This window comes from Abditibacteriota bacterium (genome assembly GCA_017552965.1).
Taxonomy (GTDB): domain Bacteria; phylum Armatimonadota; class UBA5829; order UBA5829; family UBA5829; genus RGIG7931.
In genome coordinates this window covers 46,616-63,412 of the sequence record JAFZNQ010000003.1, presented here as the reverse complement: position 1 = coordinate 63,412, position 16,797 = coordinate 46,616, and the positions used below count along the sequence as shown (strand labels likewise).

Genomic DNA, 16,797 nt, shown 5'->3' with positions numbered 1-16,797 from the left:
GTTATTCCTCTGTCTTCAGGCACTCGTCGTCATACACGGGCTGGGTGTAGAGCTTCCTGCCCGCATTGTTCATGACCTCTATGCGCACGTATTTCTCGCCGCCCTTCAGGCGGTAGGTGGCGGTCTCCTCGTTGACCTCCTTCAGCAGCCTGCCGTCCGCGCCGAAGAACTTGTAGTTGAACTCGTCTCTGTAGTTGTTGGGGTTGATGACCTCTATGGATATCTTGTCGCTGTCCAGGGTCAGGCTCTGCAGTACGAGGCCCGTGGATGCGTAAAACGCTCCCTTTTTCAGGGCCTCCATGATGGAGGGCTTGTCTCTGTCGGCATACACCATGTTCCACGCAAGGGCCAGATGCCACCAGCGGTGAAAGTCGTCGGAGCCCACGCCCCAGATGAGGCGGCCCTGTGACAGCACGTGGTCCCAGGCGTTGGAGCCGCAGGAGCCGTTGTGGGCCTCTATGGCGCGGAAGCGGCGGACCCGGTCCAGGAACTCCCGGGAGACGGCCCATTCCACCGGCCAGTTGGGATGGCAGACTATGGGGAAGCCCCCGTCGGCGTTGCAGCCGTCTATGGCAGCCTGATAGGGGGTCACCGGGTCTTCGAGGGGGGCGTAGGTCTCCGGATGGGGGACCATGACCTTGTCTGTCCCCAGACACACCATATGCTCCCATTTGGTGTATTCGTAGCCGGGGAACAAGAGGATGTCGTGCTTCTTCTCGTATTCGGCGGGGTCTGTGTAGAGGTTGTGGTTGGACAGGCACAACGAGTCGTAGCCCAGCTCCTTGTAGAGGGGCAGCACGTCGTCTATCTCATAGGCGCCGCAGGTGCCGGGGCCGGTGCCCGCGTGGGTGTGGAAGGTGCACTTCAGGGGCTTCGTGTCAAAACAGTCTTTGTAAGGATTTACGTACATTGTTCTCTACTCCTTGAAAAAAGCATCGTCATATACAGGCTGGGTGATGAGCTTCCAGCCCTCGGGGCTGGTGACGTCCAGCCGCACGTAGGCTTCATTGCCCTTCAGCTTGTAGGAAGCCTCGGTGTCGCAGGTGACCTTCAGCACGGCGCCGTCCTTGCCTATGAATTTGTATTCAAAGTCTCCCTCAAAGCCGTCGCCTCCCATGGCCTTTACGCGGATACGGCCGTCTGTGAGCTCCAGCCTCTGCAGGGTGAGGCCCTTGGACACGTACATGGCGCCCTTGCGCATGGCCTCCAGCACGCCCGCCTCCGTGGGCTCGGCGTATATCACGTTCCAGCAGTGGGACAGGTGCCACCAGCGGTGAAAGTCGTCGGAGCCGGTGCACCATTTCAGCAGGCCCTTGCTCAGGATATGGTCGTAGGTGTCGGAAGTGTTGCGCCCGTTGAGTATCTCTATGGCGTCGTAGCCGCTGACGGCGTCTATGACGTCCCGGGAGACCCCCCACACGTGGCAGTCGGGGTGGCAGATGATGCTGTAGCCCCCGGCCTTGCGGCAGTCGTCTATGGCCAGCTGCAGATTCTCCACGTTTCTCTTGCGGTGGACGAGACCCCGGGGCCCCTCCTCCAGCCCTTCGCTGCCCGGGCGGAATATCACGTCCTCCGGGATAGGCGTAAAGGCCGGGGAGCCCAGACACAGCAGGTGCTCTCTGGTGGTGTATTCGTAGCCCTGCAGGAGGACTATGCCGTATTTTTCCCTGTAGGGCGCGGGGGCCGTCAGGAGATTGTGGTTCGAGATGCACAGAGCGCCGTAGCCGCAGTCGCGGTAGGCCTCTATCACGGGCTCTATCTCATAGGCGCCGCAAGTGCCGGGGCCGGTGCCCGCGTGGATGTGAAAGTTGGACTTCAGGGGCTTTATGCCCGCCGTGTTTTCATAGGGATTGACAAACATATTGACTCCATACTAATTTTGTGCAAGAAAATTGCCTGCCGACAGCAGTATGATGGATATGAACACGATGACCAGAGCGACTACCATGGTGCGTATAGCCTTGGGACCGGCATGCTTCCACTCGCCGGACAGGACCCCCAGCAGCTGGCTGGCAATGATCTGAAACGAGGTGGAAAAGCCCGCTCCCACGCTGCCGCCAAAGCTGCCCAGCAGGATGACTCCCGTGGCGTAAACCCCCAGACACACGGAGGTCTGGACGCCCGCCAGAAACACGTAGAGTATCTCAATGGGAGCCCGGGCTATCCTGCCCCACTCCCGGTGGACTGTCATCCTGACGCCGGTGATCAGCATGCCGGTGACGGGCACCATGGGAAACACTATGCCCCATACTATGATATTGGCCACAAACACGCTCTGGCCCGCATCCGTCAGCAGAGTGATGACCTCGCTGCCGCCGTAAACCAGCACAAAGGTGGCAAAGTTGCCCAACAGGCCGTTGAGAAAGCCGCAGAACACGTAAAAGTTGCGCCGGCCCCGGGAAATGCTGTCGTCCTTTTCGCAGGCGGACTTCACCATGGACGCGTTCTGTATCAGCATGATGGCGGTACACATCCCGGCCACGGACAGCATGACCAGATTGGAAGGCAGGGTGAGAAAATCCGGCGACTTGGCAAATTGGCCCGTGCCCTTGAAGAGAATGGGGATCATGACCCCGGTGATATTGGCAAAGCAGGAATTGATGCCGTAGGCAATGCCCACTCCCAGCCGGGCCGCGGTGTACCAGCCCATATAACAGCCCACCGTGTAAAACACTGCCAGCACCGAGAACAGCAGCATCCTCTCCCGGGGTATCTGCCGGACTATTTCCAGTATGTCGGGACAAAATATGAACGCCACCGTCCACGGGATTATGAGAAACGAAAACAGAGGGGCAAAGAAGTATATCTGATCAAAGTTGAATACCTTTACCGCCTTCAGAGGCCAGACGCCGCTGCCCGACATGATGCCGGCCAGCGCCACCAGCGCAATACCAAGATACATACAGCCACCTTTCTCCGAGCCGTCTGCCTGCAGGCAGACGGGTGCGCAGGGCACACCTATTAAATATTATACTCTTTTTTTGGAGCCTGTGCCCGTTTCCCGGTAGATTATCGTCAAAAATATCCCGGCCCGGGAGCTGCGGCAGGTGACGCCCGGACACACAAAAGGCAGGGCTCCGCGAAGCCCTGCCTGACAGCATCCTGACTGATCACGCCGCCGGTCAGAGGCAAAGCCCCTGCAGAGCCAGCCAAGAGAGGCATCCTTACTCCGGCAGCGATATTTTGCTCCTGCCCTCCGCCACGGTCCGCAGGGGAGAGCGCCTCATAGCCTCTATCAGGGCCTCCGACTCCGGCGTATCCGGCAGGATATAGCACAGCTCGCAGGTATCGGAAGTCTGAAGCAATACGCTGCTGCCCCGGGCCTTTTCGGTCTTGCCGGCGTGCACGTAATATATGAGATATTCCCCGTCGGGCACAAACACCCGGGCCGAGCAGGAGGACGGGCTGTCTATGGTCAGCTGCTGGCTGCGGTTGGAATCGTATATGAATTCATAATTGGCCAGCCGGTCCGAGTTCCACAGGGCCGCCGCCATGCCGCCCCCGATCCCGTACACGTGGCAGGAAGCCCCGTCGGTGATACACCTGTGTTCCGCGCCCAGCTCCCGGGCCAGAGCGTAAAATACTTGCCTGTCGAGGTCCGCGTTGGCAGGCTCCCCCGCCTTATAGCCTATATATATCACCCTGCCCTTGCCCAGAGCTCTTTGAGTGACGAGAGGTATGCCGTCGGCCTCGAGAAGGACGTCCCCCTCCACGGCCATTACAGTATCGGGGACGGCAAACAGCCGGGAGCCGGCGGGTATCGCTTCCCGGAAGGCTCCCCGGGACAGGGTCACGGTCCCGGAGCCGGGAGCCCGGGCCTTGAAGGGCCCTATGCCGAACCTTTGGCCCAGGGACATATCGTCCACCCGGTGGTTATCGGCGGCCACAAAGGGCGAAAAATGCACCCCGTCAGCCACGGCGTAGGGCTGGGCGCCGCTCAGGACCAGGGTGTTGCCTTTCTTCACCCACTCTGCCAGCCGCCTGCCCGCCTGCCGGTTCATGTCCCATACTCCCGCAAACATCACCGCATAATCGTCCCAGGGGGCAAAGACCGATTCGTCCAGCAGGTCATAGGCATAGCCCAGGGAGTGCAGAACTGCGGCGGGGCTCCCCTCCCGGCTGTCAAGGGAGTGAAACAGGGAGGGGCGGAGCCGGTTTATATTGCGGCCCCCTATGACGGCGGTTTTGGCAGCGGGCCTCACGGGCTTGTCCCGCAGGTAGTCCTCAAAGGCGTATTGCTTCACGGCCATATCCGCAAAACGGGCGTAGGCGTAAGCGTTGGCCGGGTCCAGCATGGGCTCTATGGAATCGCCCTCAAGAAAATCGTTTTTGGTCACGTTGGCCTGCATAGCGGCATACAGGTCCCAGGCCGTGATATAGGACACCCAGGGGTCGTAGTAGGGCAGCCCGTGGCCCCCCGCGTTGGTCTCCAGCACCGGCCCCTCCAGCGCGCCCCCTTCGCCGGAGTTGCGGCGCAGATAGGGTCCGCTGTGATAGGCGGCATCCAGAAAGCCCGGGTTGCCGAAGTATTCGCACAGTATGCCCCCCACTCCCGCCAGACGGCAGGCGTAGATATAGTCCGCCCCGTCATACACGTCCTCGGGGTTGGGTATGAGCCACAGCCGGCCTCCGTTGAGGGACGCATAATAGCTGCCGGTATCGTTAAGAAGCTTCAGCCAGGCGTAATGGCACAGAGTGAGGAACAGGCTGTGCCTCAGGCGCTCCCGGTCCCCCATCTCAAACACCCTTTCCGGCTCGGCGGGAGGGGCGTATTCCTCCCAGGACCCAAAGCCCGCGTCCTCCGGAGAGGGCCTGAAGCCGGTGTAGTCCTCGTAATAATCCCAAAAGGATATGTTTTTCTTCTTGCCGTCCGCTATTATATCCAGGCCCCCGTCCTTTTCGGCGAGGGCCCGGCGGTAGGCCGCTGTATCCGCCTCGGCGTAGCCCCACCTGCCCCCGAAATAAGGCGTGATATAGTCTATCCACACAAGAGCCTTCACGCCGGCCTCGGCGGCGGCCTTTACCCGCCGCTTCTGCATGGCCAGATACTCGGGATGGTTGAGACAGGCGGTGTGCCCCGTGTCGTAGGCCCCGGGGGTCAGGTTGTTGGAGGCTCCGTCAAAACGCACTCCCCAGGCCTGCCGGAGGGTGAGCTCGGCGCCGAAATCGTGGGCGTCCTGAGTCTCCGCCATAAAGGGGATGCCCAGCCTCCGCAGGCTGTCCGAGAGGGCGCCGGTCTCATCGGTGACGGTCCCGCCGCTGCTTATCCCCGCCCGGGGAAACAGCTTGGCGAGCGCCCGGACCAGGGAGGTGTCGCTGCCGTTGCCCCAGCTGCGGGGGTCGGCGGCGATAAAGGCCCTGTTTTCAAAGGGAAGAGCGTTGGGCAGCCGCCTCCTGAGGGGCTTTTGATAATTCAGGGGTATGCTGTCCGGGTCCAGCAGGCGTATTTCTTTGCCGTCCGCCTGCCTGAGGGTCACGTCGGCCAGATATATCTCGCAGGCCTTGCCGGAGGGCTCCAGATGAACGGAAACGATCTCTGAGGGATCGGGAGTGTTTGGCCCCAGCCCCCAAAAGGACAGCTTGTCCAAAGGAAGGTCCAGCTTAAGCCATTCCCCCTTGGAAGTGTCGTCTCCGTGGACCCGGAGCCACCTGTCGCCGTCCTTTTCGCTGACGAACACCCCCACGCTGCTCCCCGGCTCCAGGCTCTTGACGTACAGGTCATAGGACAGGCCCGCAAGATCTCTCGCGTCCACCCCTCTGGAAAGGGCCCAGAAGCTCATTTCGCTGACAGGTGCGTCCTGCCACGTCAGGTGAATACACCGGCGGCCGTCGAATTCCTCCACGGAGATCGTCCCTCCGTCTCCCCAGCCTCCCCAGCAGGAAGCCGCCACTCTGTCTTCGATCTCTCCGCTCCACAAAGCCTGCGCCGCAAGTATTATCATTGCCGCAAGTAAAAGCGCCCGCATCACAGACCACCTCGCTTTTCATAGTATAGTGTATTTATATTATAACACAGTCAGAGCGTCTGTCACATACGGCCTGCCCGTCCCGCAGGCATATGTCATACGCCGGACAATACAGGCGCCCTTCAGCCAACAGGCCGGCAAACCGGCTTTCGCTCCGGCAGCAGAGCAGAAAAATACAGGGCGGAAAAGCCGCCCCCGCGGGTTGCTGTGCTATAATATTACTGTGATCTATGTTTTATTACAAAAGGAGCGTATCGTGAAACTTGTTATATTGGCGGCTGTATTGGCAATAATGCTGTGGGCAATGCCCGTATTTGCCGTAAACCTTTCGGCGTTTGCCGACAGCGCCTTCGGCGGAGAGAAAGCGCCCAAAGAAGAGGGCAACAAATACTTTGAGATCCTGCAGGAGTTTGAGCCCGGCAAGACCACCAAAATAAACCGCTGCGTCCACGAGACCAACCAGCCCATATGCCTGGGCGGCAGGGAATTCGACCGGGGCATAGGCACCCACGCCCCCGGCCGGCTGAAGATCACTCTGGACGAGCCCATCAAGGCCTTTCGGAGCAAGGCGGGCATAGACAGCCAGATGTTCGGCACTCCCGCCTCGGTGCGGGCATATATATACGCTGACGGCAAGACGGTGTGGCAGACCGAGGGAGCGGTAAAAGGTGACAACTCGGTGCTGGATATAGACCTGGCCTTTGACGGGGCGGAGTCCATAGAGCTGGCTCTGGACAACGCGGAGGACGGCCCCACCTGCGACCAGTGGGACTGGGCGGAGGCTTACGTCACAGGCGCCTCCGGCAAAAAGTATTATCTGGACGTTCTGGCAGGCGGCTCCAGCGTGGAGACCCGCTATCCCTTCAGCTTCAAATACGGCGGCGTGTCCTCCGACGTATTTCTGCCGCTGTGGCAGTTTGAAAAAAGCGAGAGAAAGGCAGAGGACGGCGTCACGGAAAAGACCTACCTTTACACCGACCCGGACACAGGCCTTGCGGTCAGGGCGGAGGTCAGGATATACGAAGACCAGCAAGCCCTGGACTGGACCGTGTATTTTGAGAACAAGGGGCAGGCAAATACTCCCGTCATATCCGACCTGCGGACTCTTGACATCCGTGTCAACAACCCCGAAGAGGCTCCCGCGGGCAAAAACGCCCTCCCCACGGGGCTCATGTTTGCCCCGGACAGCGGCCCCAATGACAAAAACGACATCATAGTCCTCACCACCGCCGGCTCCATCGGCTGCGTCAGGTTCAACTGGGACGAGTTCAAGATGAAGCCCGAATTTCTGCAGGAGGACAAGCCCATAGAGATACGACACGGCAGCCTGTCCGCTTGCGGCGGAGACTATTCGCCTTATTTCGCGGTCAAGTGGCCCACCGGCGGCGTGGTGTGCGCTCTGGGCTGGTCCGGCACCTGGGAAGCGGATTTTTCGCGAAAGGGCAAGGAGCTCTTTATCACAGCCGGCAGAAGCAACGTAAATACATATCTCAAGCCCGGCGAGACCCTGCGCAGCGCCAGAGCCCTGTCTGTATTTTACGAGGGGACGGGCCTGCAGGAGGGCTTCAACTGCTTCCGTCAGGCCATGATTCGGCACATCATACCCAAGCTGGACGGACAGCCGGCCTATATCCCTCTGGCCTACTCCACCTCCGGCAAGGAGGCGGTGAGCACCACCGAGGATATAGACCGGGCCTACATCAAATCCTTCAGGGACATGAGCTTTGAGGTCAGCTGGTTCGACGCCTGGTATCACCGCAACGCCTTCCCCGCGGGCATGGGCAACTATCATTTCCCCATCAGCGACCTGCCGGACCCGGTGAGGTTCCCCCACGGCATGAAGCCTCTGACGAATCTCATCACCGCCTACGGCAAAAAGGTGTGCATGTGGTTCGCTCCCGAAAACGTGGTGGCGGGCACCTTCCTGGCCGAAGAGCACCCCGAATGGGTCATGACCGCGGATGGCAAGCCGGGCGGCGGCAGCTTCGCTCTGGTGAACCCGGAGGCCTATGACTATATGAAGCGTTTTCTCCTCGCCTGCTTCAAGGAATGGGACGTGAGCATCTTCCGCACCGACTCGGGCACGGATCTCGGCGCCCTGCTGACCTATACGGGCGAGACCGCCCCAGACAGACAGGGTATCGCCGAGGACATGTTCGTAAGAGCCCTGTATAATTTCTGGGACGATCTGCGCAAAGAGCGCCCCGGTCTTCTCATAGACAACTGCTGCGGCGGCGGCACCCGGCTGGAGCTGGAGCTCATGAGCCGCTCCATCACCCTGTGGCGCAGCGACAGCAACGTGTGGGTGCAGAACGACGACCTGAAGTCCGCCCGCCTGAACCAGCTGATCACCAGCAACCTGAACCACTATATCCCCTGGAGCACCGGCGGGACCCTGGCCGTGACGCCCTATTCCCTGCGCAGCGGCTTCAACACGGGCATCTCCTTCTGCGGCGACACCCGTCCGGAGGATTACCCCAGGGCGGAGCTGGAAAAGGGCCTGCAGGAGTGCAAACGCCTGCGCAAATACCACCTGGGAGACTTTTACTCCCTCTTTAACGTGGACAACACAGCCTCCTCCATATGCGCCTGGCAGTATCACAGGCCCGACGAAGAGGACGGCTACGCCGTGGTGTTCAGGAGAGAGGAATGCCCCTGGAGCGGCATAGACGTGCCCTTCAGGGCCATCGACGAGAACGCCCGCTACCGCATCAGCCTCTACGAGACCTACGACCTGAAGGAGACCAGAGAGGTGTCGGGCAAGGAGCTGGCAAGCCTGAACGTGGTGATAGCCGACAAGCCGGGAAGCCTGCTGATAGAATACGCCCGGATCAAGTGACCCGCCGTCATCCCTGAGGGATGAGCGCGCCGGCAGCTTCTATCGGCATCCCGGACAAAACGCCGCGAGCCTCAACCCGCCGTCATCCCGGCGCCCAAACGAAGTGAGGGCGTTGGAGATCTGTGGGGGCACCGACGGCTGAAAGCCGTTGGGGGGGCCACGCGGCGGAGAAGGGAGCGTTCACTGTCCCGTTCAAATACAACGTCATCCCGGCGCCTCCGCAGGAGGCGGTAAGAGATCCCCTGTAGTGGAACCGCGAGCCCCGGTCACGGCCCGGGAGGCAATGAAGCGCGGGGACGTTACAATACTTTCATCGGCGGGCGCGCGGCGCCCGCCGATGCACTTTTTTCTGCCGACCGCCGGAATGACGTGAGAGCTCCCGGCCATGGACCCTGCCGGGATGACACATGGGCTTTGCCCCTTGACAGGCAGCGCTTTTTGGTCTATACTTATAGCAGCATCACCACAAAGGCAGGACTCACATGACCGGCATTACCGAATACGCCAAAAAACAAATCATCATAGCCGCCCACCGGGGCGAAGCCGCAGGCAACGTCCCTCCCAACACCATAGCCAGCTACGAGGCCGCGGCCGGCCACGGCGCCGATATGATAGAGGTAGACCTGAACTACAGCGCCGAGGGCACTCTGTGGATACTGCACCCCGGCATGGAGCGGGCCCATCTGGGCTTTGAGGGCAGCATCAGGGAGCTGCAGGACGAGGAGATACGGGCTCTGCGCTACGTGAATTATGACCGCGACCCCACCCAGTTCGGGCTGTGTACCTTTGACGAGGTGCTGACCCGTTTCGGCCACCGGTGCTTTATCAACGTGGACAAATTCATCGACAACCCCAAGGCCATCGCCCGGTGCATCAAGGACCGGGGGATGCAGGACCGGATCGTGGTCAAGTCCGCGCCGAGGGCGGACCTGTTTGACATGATGGAGGAATACGCTCCGGACATCGCCTATCTGCCCATACTGGGCAACAGGGACGAGGGTATCCACGAGCATCTTCTGGGACGGCGCATGAACTACGTGGGCGCCGAGGTGTGCTTTACCTCCGAGGACAGCGAGACCGGCAGTCCCGCCTACGTGGAAAGGCTGCACCGGGACGGCAGGCTGGTGTGGGTCAACTCCCTGATCTACAACTACAAGGTCCAGCTGGCGGCGGGCCATTCCGACGACAGCGCCTGCACCCTGGGTCCCGAATACGCCTGGGGCTGGCTGGCGGACCGGGGCTTTGACATCATCCAGACGGACCGCACCCTGGCTCTCGTCCGTTTTCTGGAAGACACGGGACGCCGTTTCAGAACATGATATTCGAAAAAAGGGAGATCGCGCCCGAGATAGCGATCCGTTCCGTCCACACAGCCTTTATCAGGACCTACAACCGGTTCGTGTTCATGGGAGAGACCCATCCCATGTGGGAGCTGGGCTACGTGCTCAGCGGCGACTGCATCTTCACCACGGGCTCCGGGGTTTACCGGGCGTCAAAGGGCGCCCTGCTGCTCCACAGCCCTCACCTGCTCCACGGTCTGAACGCAGAGCAGGGCAGCGTCACCATCATGACCATATCCTTTGAGGGCGAGGGTCTGACCAAGCATCTGAGGGGAGGACGGTTTTCGGTGGGGGACAAGGAGCGGCGCCTGCTGGAGCTGCTGGAAAAGGAGATCCTGAAGCACAGCCACACACCTCTGGACCTGACCCTCCTGAAGTCTCTGCTGGAGAGCCTGCTGCTCATGATGATGCAAAAGGAGTCCGCCGTGGCCGAGCCCAAGCCTCTGTCGGCGGAGGCCCAGACCTTTTCCGAGCTGGTGCACTACATGGAGCAAAACGTGTGCAAGGGGATCACCACAGAGGAGATGGAGTCTGTATCCCACAGGTGCGCCACCGCCATACGCAACATATTTCACAAATACGCGGGCATGAGCCCCATAGAATACTTTTGCGCCCTGAGGCTGGGATATGCCAAGACCCTGCTGGAGCAGGGTCTGAACGTGACGGAAACCTCCAATGAGATGAATTTTTCCGATCCGGGCTATTTTTCCGCCTTTTTCAAGCGCAGGGAGGGCATCTCCCCCTCCGAATACAAAAAACGCTTCAGATAGCCTACTTTTTCAGCAGGTCCAGCTGCTGCAGGACGGCCCGGCGTTTTTGCACTTCCTCCCGGTCCGCCCCGGTGATGGCGGACATGCGGTCTATATTCCTTCTGGCAAACCACACGCCCTTGAACAGCCTGTACACCACGATCCCGGGATACATCCAGGGCCGCCCCCTCATCACCGGATAGGTGTTTTCCAGGATGGCAAGAGGCGGAAAGACGATCCTGACCACGTGCCTCAGCCTGCCGTCCTGCCGGGCTATGTTGCCCAGCTCCTGCCCCTCGTCCGACCGGAAAACGGTGCCTCCGAACACCACCTCCAGCAGCCCCGGGTCCGGGTCGCGGCCGCTGTTGCCGAATAGGTCTTCCCCCAGGCCGCATATCTCGTCGGAAAAGGTCTTCAGCCCGTGCTGCCGCAAAAAGCCGTCCCGCTGCTCCGCCTCGGACTCGGTGCTCCGGCGCAAAAGCCACAGGTCTATGACGCTGCGCAGGCCGCAGCCCCCCGTCAGCAGAAAATGTCTGACTATATGGGCAGTGGTGTAAAAATAACAAAAGGCGCCGGTCATATCCCGCCGCAGAGAGTCCGGAGCAGGGATCACGTAGTCCCACACCCTGTCCAGTATGCTGGGCGCGTCGGTAAACAGGCCGCTGCCCTCCAGCTGATAGTGAAGCTCCAGGGACAGCCTGTCGGAAACGTAGTGATGGTCGTGGCCCGACACCACCGCCAGTTTGAAGCCGGCCTGTTTCAGCCGCTCCCCCACTTCCCCGAGCTTTTCTTCGCGTATCAGTATATCCACGTCGCTGCTCCGGCGCATATAGGGCTCGGGATACAGTGACGCTATGATGTCGCCCTTGAGGGGCACGTATTCCGCTCCGGCTTCTTCCAGCAGGGCGTAAACCTTGCGCCGTTCTTCGGCCTGCAGCTCGCTGTAAAGGAGCTGCCTGTAGCAGACGTTTTTCAGCTGTTTCTGCAGCTCCTCCGGCCATTTCCCGACCCGCAGCAGCCCTTCGGCGGCCATGGCCTCCAGGGACTGGCGGCGGGCCAGCCCCAGCGCGGCCTGCGCCTGCTCCTCGGTGACCTCCCCGAGACCGTCGCCGGCCTCCCCGGTCAGGACAAGCCTTATCAGGGACAGCAGCAGCCCGGCGTTGCCGGCTGCGAGTTCGTCGGCGCCTTTCATATACCCGTCCTCACCGGAGAGTCCCGGGCTCGGCGTCCCGGTCTCCGTACATCTGATCGTAATACCTGACGTATTCCCCGCCGGTACATTCCTCCAGCCAGTCCATATGCTCCAGATACCATCCAACCGTCATGCCTATGCCCTCTTCAAAGGGGACGGAGGGCTGCCAGCCCAGCTCCGCGGCGGCCTTGGAGGGGTCTATGGCGTATCTGAGATCGTGGCCCTTGCGGTCCGTGACAAAGGTGATGAGGCTCTCGGGCTTGCCCAGAGCCGCCAGTATCAGCCGCACTATCTCTATGTTGGACTTCTCGTTGTGGCCGCCCAGGTTGTAAACCTGGCCGACTCTGCCTTTTTCCAGCGCGGCCAGTATGCCCAGGCAGTGGTCCCGGACGTAGAGCCAGTCTCTCACGTTGACGCCTCTGCCATAGACGGGCAGCGGCCTGTCGTGAAGGGCGTTGTTGATCATCAGCGGAATAAGTTTTTCGGGAAACTGGTAGGGCCCGTAGTTGTTGGAGCAACGGGAAATGGTAACGGGCAGACCGTAGGTGCGGTGATATGCCATGACCAGCAGGTCCGCCGATGCCTTGGAAACGGAATAGGGCGAGGAGGCGCGCAGGGGCGTCTGCTCCGTGAAGAGGAGGTCCGGCCTGTCCAGAGGCAGGTCACCATAGACCTCGTCGGTGCCCACCTGATGAAACCGTTCCGCCCCGTATCTCAGACAGGCGTCCATCAGCACCGCCGTCCCCAGCACGTTGGTCTCCAGGAACAGGGACGGATCCTCTATACTGCGGTCCACGTGGGACTCGGCGGCAAAATTGACCACCGCCCGGGGCCTTGTCTCTTCGAAGAGCCTGTATATCCCCTCTCTGTTCCGGATGTCCTCCCGCGCAAATCTGACACGGGGGTCCCGCAGGGCTTCGGAAAGGGTGTGGATATTGGCGGCGTAGGTGAGAGAGTCCACGCACACAATCTGCGCATCAGGCCGTTCCTTCAGCAGCATGTAGATAAAGTTGGAGCCGATAAAGCCGGCTCCGCCGGTGACCAGTATCGTGTTATTCATGGCAGCAGTCCTTCAGCTCTTTCAAATACCGCCCGAGAGCGTCCTTCCAGTGTGGCAGCGGCCGAAAGCCGTTTTTCTGCAGCTTGGAGGTGTCCATCCGGCTGTTTGCCGGCCGGGCCGCCCGGGCGGCGCCGTATTCGGAAGTGGTCACGGGCAGGACCCTCGCCTCCGATCCCGCCTGCGCAAGGATCTCCCGGGCAAAGTCATACCAGCTAATATAGCCTCCGGAGTTGGCAGCGTGATAGACGCCGTATCTGTCGCTCCGGAGCATCTCCGTCAGCAAGACCGCCAGATCCCGGGAGTAGGTGGGGGAGCCGATCTGGTCGCAGACCACCTGCAGCTCCTGCCGGGTCCTGCCCAGACGCAGCATGGTCCTGACAAAGTTGGCTCCGCTGAGACCGAACACCCAGGAGGTGCGCACTATGTAGTAATTTGTGACCAACTCCCTGACGGCCCGCTCCCCTTCCAGCTTGGTCTCCCCGTAAACGTTCAGCGGGGCAAAAGCAGAGGAGTCGGGGTCCCGGGGGGCCTCACCTCCGCCGCCGAACACGTAGTCCGTGGATACGTAGATCATGACGGCTCCGGCGGCCCGGCAGGCCTCGGCGACGTAACGGGTGCCGAAGGCGTTGACCCGGCGGCAGGCCTCGGCGTGTTCTTCGGCGTCATCCACCCGGGTCCAGGCAGCGCAGTGGACCACCCGGTCCGGCCCGAAGGCCTCCGTGACTCTCATGACCGCGTCTCTGTCGGTGATATCAAGAGGCTCATAAGGCATGCCGGTGACGGCGGAGCCGTCGGCTATGCCGCCGTAGGCCGGGGTGATATCCGCGCCGAGAGCGCAGACTCCCTCCGCGGCAAGCAGGTTCATCAGGTCGTGGCCCAGCTGGCCGTTGACCCCCGTCACCAACACCTTCATAAGTCAAACTCCGGCCTGCTGTCCGCGAAGAAGGGGCAGACCCGGTCCTTGTCGCTGAGTATCACCTCGTCCGGCAGAGGCCACCTGACGCCTATATCCGGGTCGTTCCACCTGATGCCTCCCTCGTCCTCGGGATGGTATATATCATCGCATTTATACGCGAATTCCGCATAGTCCGACACCACCTGAAAGCCGTGGGCAAAGCCCCGGGGCACCATAAAGAGCCGCCGGTTGTCCCCGGACAGCAGGACTCCCGTCCACTGTCCGTAGGTGGGGCTGCCTCTGCGCAGATCCACGGCCACGTCAAACACCTCGCCCGCCAGCACCCGCACCAGCTTGGCCTGAGGATGGGTCTTCTGAAAATGCAGCCCTCTCAGCACCCCTTTTGAGCTGGAGGACTGGTTGTCCTGCACAAAGCGGTATCTGAGGCCGGCCGCGTCAAAATCGGACTCCCTGTAGGTCTCCATAAAGTATCCCCGGCGGTCGCCGAAGGCCTTGACGTCTATGATATACACTCCTTCAAGGGAGGTGGTGTGAAAGGTGAAGTTGCCGCTGTGGGTGGTCAATACTTGATATCTCCTTTGGCGACTCTGGCCAGGTGCTGTCCGTAGGGCGAATTGGCGTATCTTTCGGCAGCCTGCAGCAGCGTCTGCGAGTCCGTCCAACCGTTTACGTAGGCTATCTCCTCCGGAGCGGAGATGGTGATCCCCTGCTGGTTTTCCACCATTTCCACAAAGGCAGAGGCTCGGGCGAGGCTTTCAAAGGTGCCGGTGTCCAGCCAGGCAAAGCCCCGGCCCAGCAGACGGACCATGAGCCTGCCCTCCCTGAGATACATCTCGTTGAGAGTGGTGATCTCCAGCTCTCCCCGGGCGGAGGGCCTGACGGCCTTTGCCATATCGCTGACCCCCGCCGGATAAAAATACACGCCCGTGACGGCATAGCCGGACCGGGGGCTGGCCGGCTTTTCCTCTATGGACACGGCCTTCCAGTCCGAGTCGAACTCCACCACCCCGAACCTCTCAGGGTCGTGGACGTAATAGCCGAACACGGTGGCGAGATGCTGCTCCGCGGCAGTCCGTCCCGCTTCCCTCAGCAGGCTGCCCAGGCCGTTGCCGTAAAAGATGTTGTCGCCCAGTATCATGGCGCAGGCTTCGCCGCCTATGAACTCCTCGCCCAGTATAAAGGCCTGAGCCAGGCCGTCGGGGGAGGGCTGCTCCTTGTAGGACAGCCTGATGCCGAGACCGGAGCCGTCTCCCAGGAGCCGCCGGAAATTGGGCAAATCCGCGGGAGTGGATATGATCAGGATGTCCCTTATCCCGGCCAGCATCAGGGTGGACAGGGGGTAGTAGATCATGGGCTTGTCATACACGGGCAGCAGCTGCTTGCTGGTCACCAGAGTGAGAGGATAGAGCCTGCTGCCGGCGCCGCCGGCCAGAATGATGCCTTTCATATCGCTATTTTCGTATGATATCCACGACTTCGCCTATATAGATACGGTGCCAGTCCTTGTCGGGATAGAACTGCAGGGCGTCTTCGGGGATGGCGTCGGGATCCATGTCCTGACTCATCATGACCCGGCACACCAGGACCAGCTCCGCTTCCTCATAAGCCACGCAGCCCTCCAGGGGCTTCGGCGTCAGGCCGGCGGCCGCGTCCTTGTCCGTGTCCCTGCCGGACACGCTGCCCATGACCTCCAGGGCCCGGCGGCAGTCCTCGGGGAAAAAGCTCAGGGTAAACAGATCGTGGGTATTCATATATCCGTAGGTGTGGCGGGAATGCCGCACGTACACGGTGGCGGCAGGCTTGCCCCACAGGGTGCCCAGCCCGCCCCAGCTGACGGTCATGGCGTTGTGGTCTGCTGCGGTGCCGGAGCAGAGCAGCGCCCATTTTTGGTCAAACAGTGAAAATATATCTGTGTCAAGCTTCATAAGTCATTCCTCCCGTCCGGGCAGAAGCGATAGTCCGGACGCTTCTTTATCTATATAACATTATACCATACTTAGGAGAAGCAGGTGAAAAAACGCGGGAGCGGCCACGTCATTTCATCAGATCCGCCAGGGTCCTGCCGTAAAAGAAATCGCGGGTCATACGGTCGTATTCCGTCCACAAGGGCAGGGTCTTGCAGCCGGCTCTGCGGTCGCACCGGTAGTCCTTGTCCGCCAGGCAGGCCACCGGAGACAGGGTCCCCTCCATGAGCTCCAGTATCTCGCCCAGGGAATATTCCTCCGGCCGTCGGGCCAGTTTGTAGCCGCCGCCCTTGCCGCTGACCGCCAGCAGCATCTTGCCCTGCACCAGCTCCTTGACTATGATCTCCAGATACTTTTTGCTGATCTCCTGCCTGTCGGCAATGTCCTTCAGGGGAGTGAAGCCCTCCGCTCCGTTTTCGGCCAGGTCCAGCATGACCCGCAGAGCATAGCGTCCTTTTGTAGATATCATATGTTGCCTCCGCACATCCATTACCTATTATACCGCAAGGTAAGTAGGAAATTCAAGCCGCCTCCCCCAAACCCCGCGTCATCCCGGCGGAAATCGCATATGTGTAATGCCACAGCATTACGCGATTTGGGGTAAGGGATCTATGGAGGGTCCGCCAGCCCGTTCCTTACTCCCGCTTGCGGGAGCGGGCTGGTGGAAGGGGCCATATAAGCGGGGTACCGAAGTGCTTCCGGGGACACCGACGGCATATATGCAAATGGGGAGGGGCCGGTCCATGGTCCTGACAAAATGACCAAGTGAGC

The 16,797-nt window shown here is 60.7% G+C and carries 14 protein-coding genes; 3 read left to right on the top strand and 11 right to left on the bottom strand.

What is annotated here, in order from left to right; all coding sequences use genetic code 11:
• Position 1: 1 nt before the first annotated feature.
• From IK083_00300 to IK083_00285, 4 genes are all read right to left on the bottom strand, one after another.
• Positions 2–910: a hypothetical protein gene (locus IK083_00300; protein MBR4747998.1), complete on the bottom strand. Its 909-nt coding sequence runs from the start codon at positions 908–910 to the stop codon at positions 2–4.
• Positions 911–916: 6 nt separating this feature from the next.
• On the bottom strand, positions 917–1,861 hold the full coding sequence (locus tag IK083_00295) for a hypothetical protein (GenBank protein ID MBR4747997.1): 945 nt from the start codon (positions 1,859–1,861) through the stop codon (positions 917–919).
• A 12-nt stretch (positions 1,862–1,873) separates the two neighbouring features.
• Entirely contained in the window at positions 1,874–2,902 is a 1,029-nt protein-coding gene (locus tag IK083_00290) for a hypothetical protein (protein ID MBR4747996.1), read from the bottom strand.
• A gap of 262 nt (positions 2,903–3,164) precedes the next feature.
• The gene (locus tag IK083_00285) at positions 3,165–5,942 is read right to left on the bottom strand and encodes a hypothetical protein (GenBank protein MBR4747995.1); all 2,778 of its coding nucleotides are present in this window, start codon (positions 5,940–5,942) and stop codon (positions 3,165–3,167) included.
• Between the two features lie 280 nt (positions 5,943–6,222).
• On the opposite strand from IK083_00285, the gene IK083_00280 reads away from it, so the two are divergent.
• The 3 genes from IK083_00280 to IK083_00270 all read left to right on the top strand — a co-directional run bounded on the left by IK083_00280 (position 6,223) and on the right by IK083_00270 (position 10,915).
• On the top strand, positions 6,223–8,805 hold the full coding sequence (locus IK083_00280) for an NPCBM/NEW2 domain-containing protein (protein MBR4747994.1): 2,583 nt from the start codon (positions 6,223–6,225) through the stop codon (positions 8,803–8,805).
• 482 nt (positions 8,806–9,287) lie between these two features.
• Entirely contained in the window at positions 9,288–10,124 is an 837-nt protein-coding gene (locus tag IK083_00275; protein MBR4747993.1) for a glycerophosphodiester phosphodiesterase family protein, read from the top strand.
• Complete coding sequence (locus IK083_00270; protein ID MBR4747992.1) at positions 10,121–10,915, top strand: helix-turn-helix transcriptional regulator; 795 nt, start codon at positions 10,121–10,123, stop codon at positions 10,913–10,915. The genes IK083_00275 and IK083_00270 overlap by 4 nt, the downstream gene beginning before the upstream one ends.
• Before the next feature lies 1 nt (position 10,916).
• Here the strand turns inward: IK083_00270 and IK083_00265 are convergent, their stop codons facing one another.
• The 7 genes from IK083_00265 to IK083_00235 all read right to left on the bottom strand — a co-directional run bounded on the left by IK083_00265 (position 10,917) and on the right by IK083_00235 (position 16,495).
• On the bottom strand, positions 10,917–12,086 hold the full coding sequence (locus IK083_00265) for a nucleotidyltransferase family protein (GenBank protein ID MBR4747991.1): 1,170 nt from the start codon (positions 12,084–12,086) through the stop codon (positions 10,917–10,919).
• A gap of 10 nt (positions 12,087–12,096) precedes the next feature.
• On the bottom strand, positions 12,097–13,146 hold the full coding sequence (gene rfbB / locus IK083_00260) for a dTDP-glucose 4,6-dehydratase (protein ID MBR4747990.1): 1,050 nt from the start codon (positions 13,144–13,146) through the stop codon (positions 12,097–12,099).
• On the bottom strand, positions 13,139–14,059 hold the full coding sequence (gene rfbD, locus IK083_00255; protein MBR4747989.1) for a dTDP-4-dehydrorhamnose reductase: 921 nt from the start codon (positions 14,057–14,059) through the stop codon (positions 13,139–13,141). Before rfbD ends, rfbB begins: the two co-directional genes overlap by 8 nt.
• Positions 14,056–14,625 carry a dTDP-4-dehydrorhamnose 3,5-epimerase gene (rfbC, locus tag IK083_00250; protein ID MBR4747988.1) on the bottom strand — a complete coding sequence of 190 codons (570 nt, stop codon included), beginning with the start codon at positions 14,623–14,625 and terminating at the stop codon, positions 14,056–14,058. The genes rfbD and rfbC overlap by 4 nt, the downstream gene beginning before the upstream one ends.
• Positions 14,622–15,509, bottom strand: coding sequence for a glucose-1-phosphate thymidylyltransferase RfbA (rfbA, locus tag IK083_00245; GenBank protein MBR4747987.1), 888 nt, complete (start codon positions 15,507–15,509; stop codon positions 14,622–14,624). Before rfbA ends, rfbC begins: the two co-directional genes overlap by 4 nt.
• Before the next feature lie 4 nt (positions 15,510–15,513).
• Complete coding sequence (locus tag IK083_00240) at positions 15,514–15,987, bottom strand: flavin reductase (protein MBR4747986.1); 474 nt, start codon at positions 15,985–15,987, stop codon at positions 15,514–15,516.
• Between the two features lie 109 nt (positions 15,988–16,096).
• A complete protein-coding gene (locus tag IK083_00235) occupies positions 16,097–16,495 on the bottom strand; it encodes an Rrf2 family transcriptional regulator (protein ID MBR4747985.1) in 399 nt (132 codons plus the stop codon).
• Positions 16,496–16,797 lie beyond the last annotated feature (302 nt).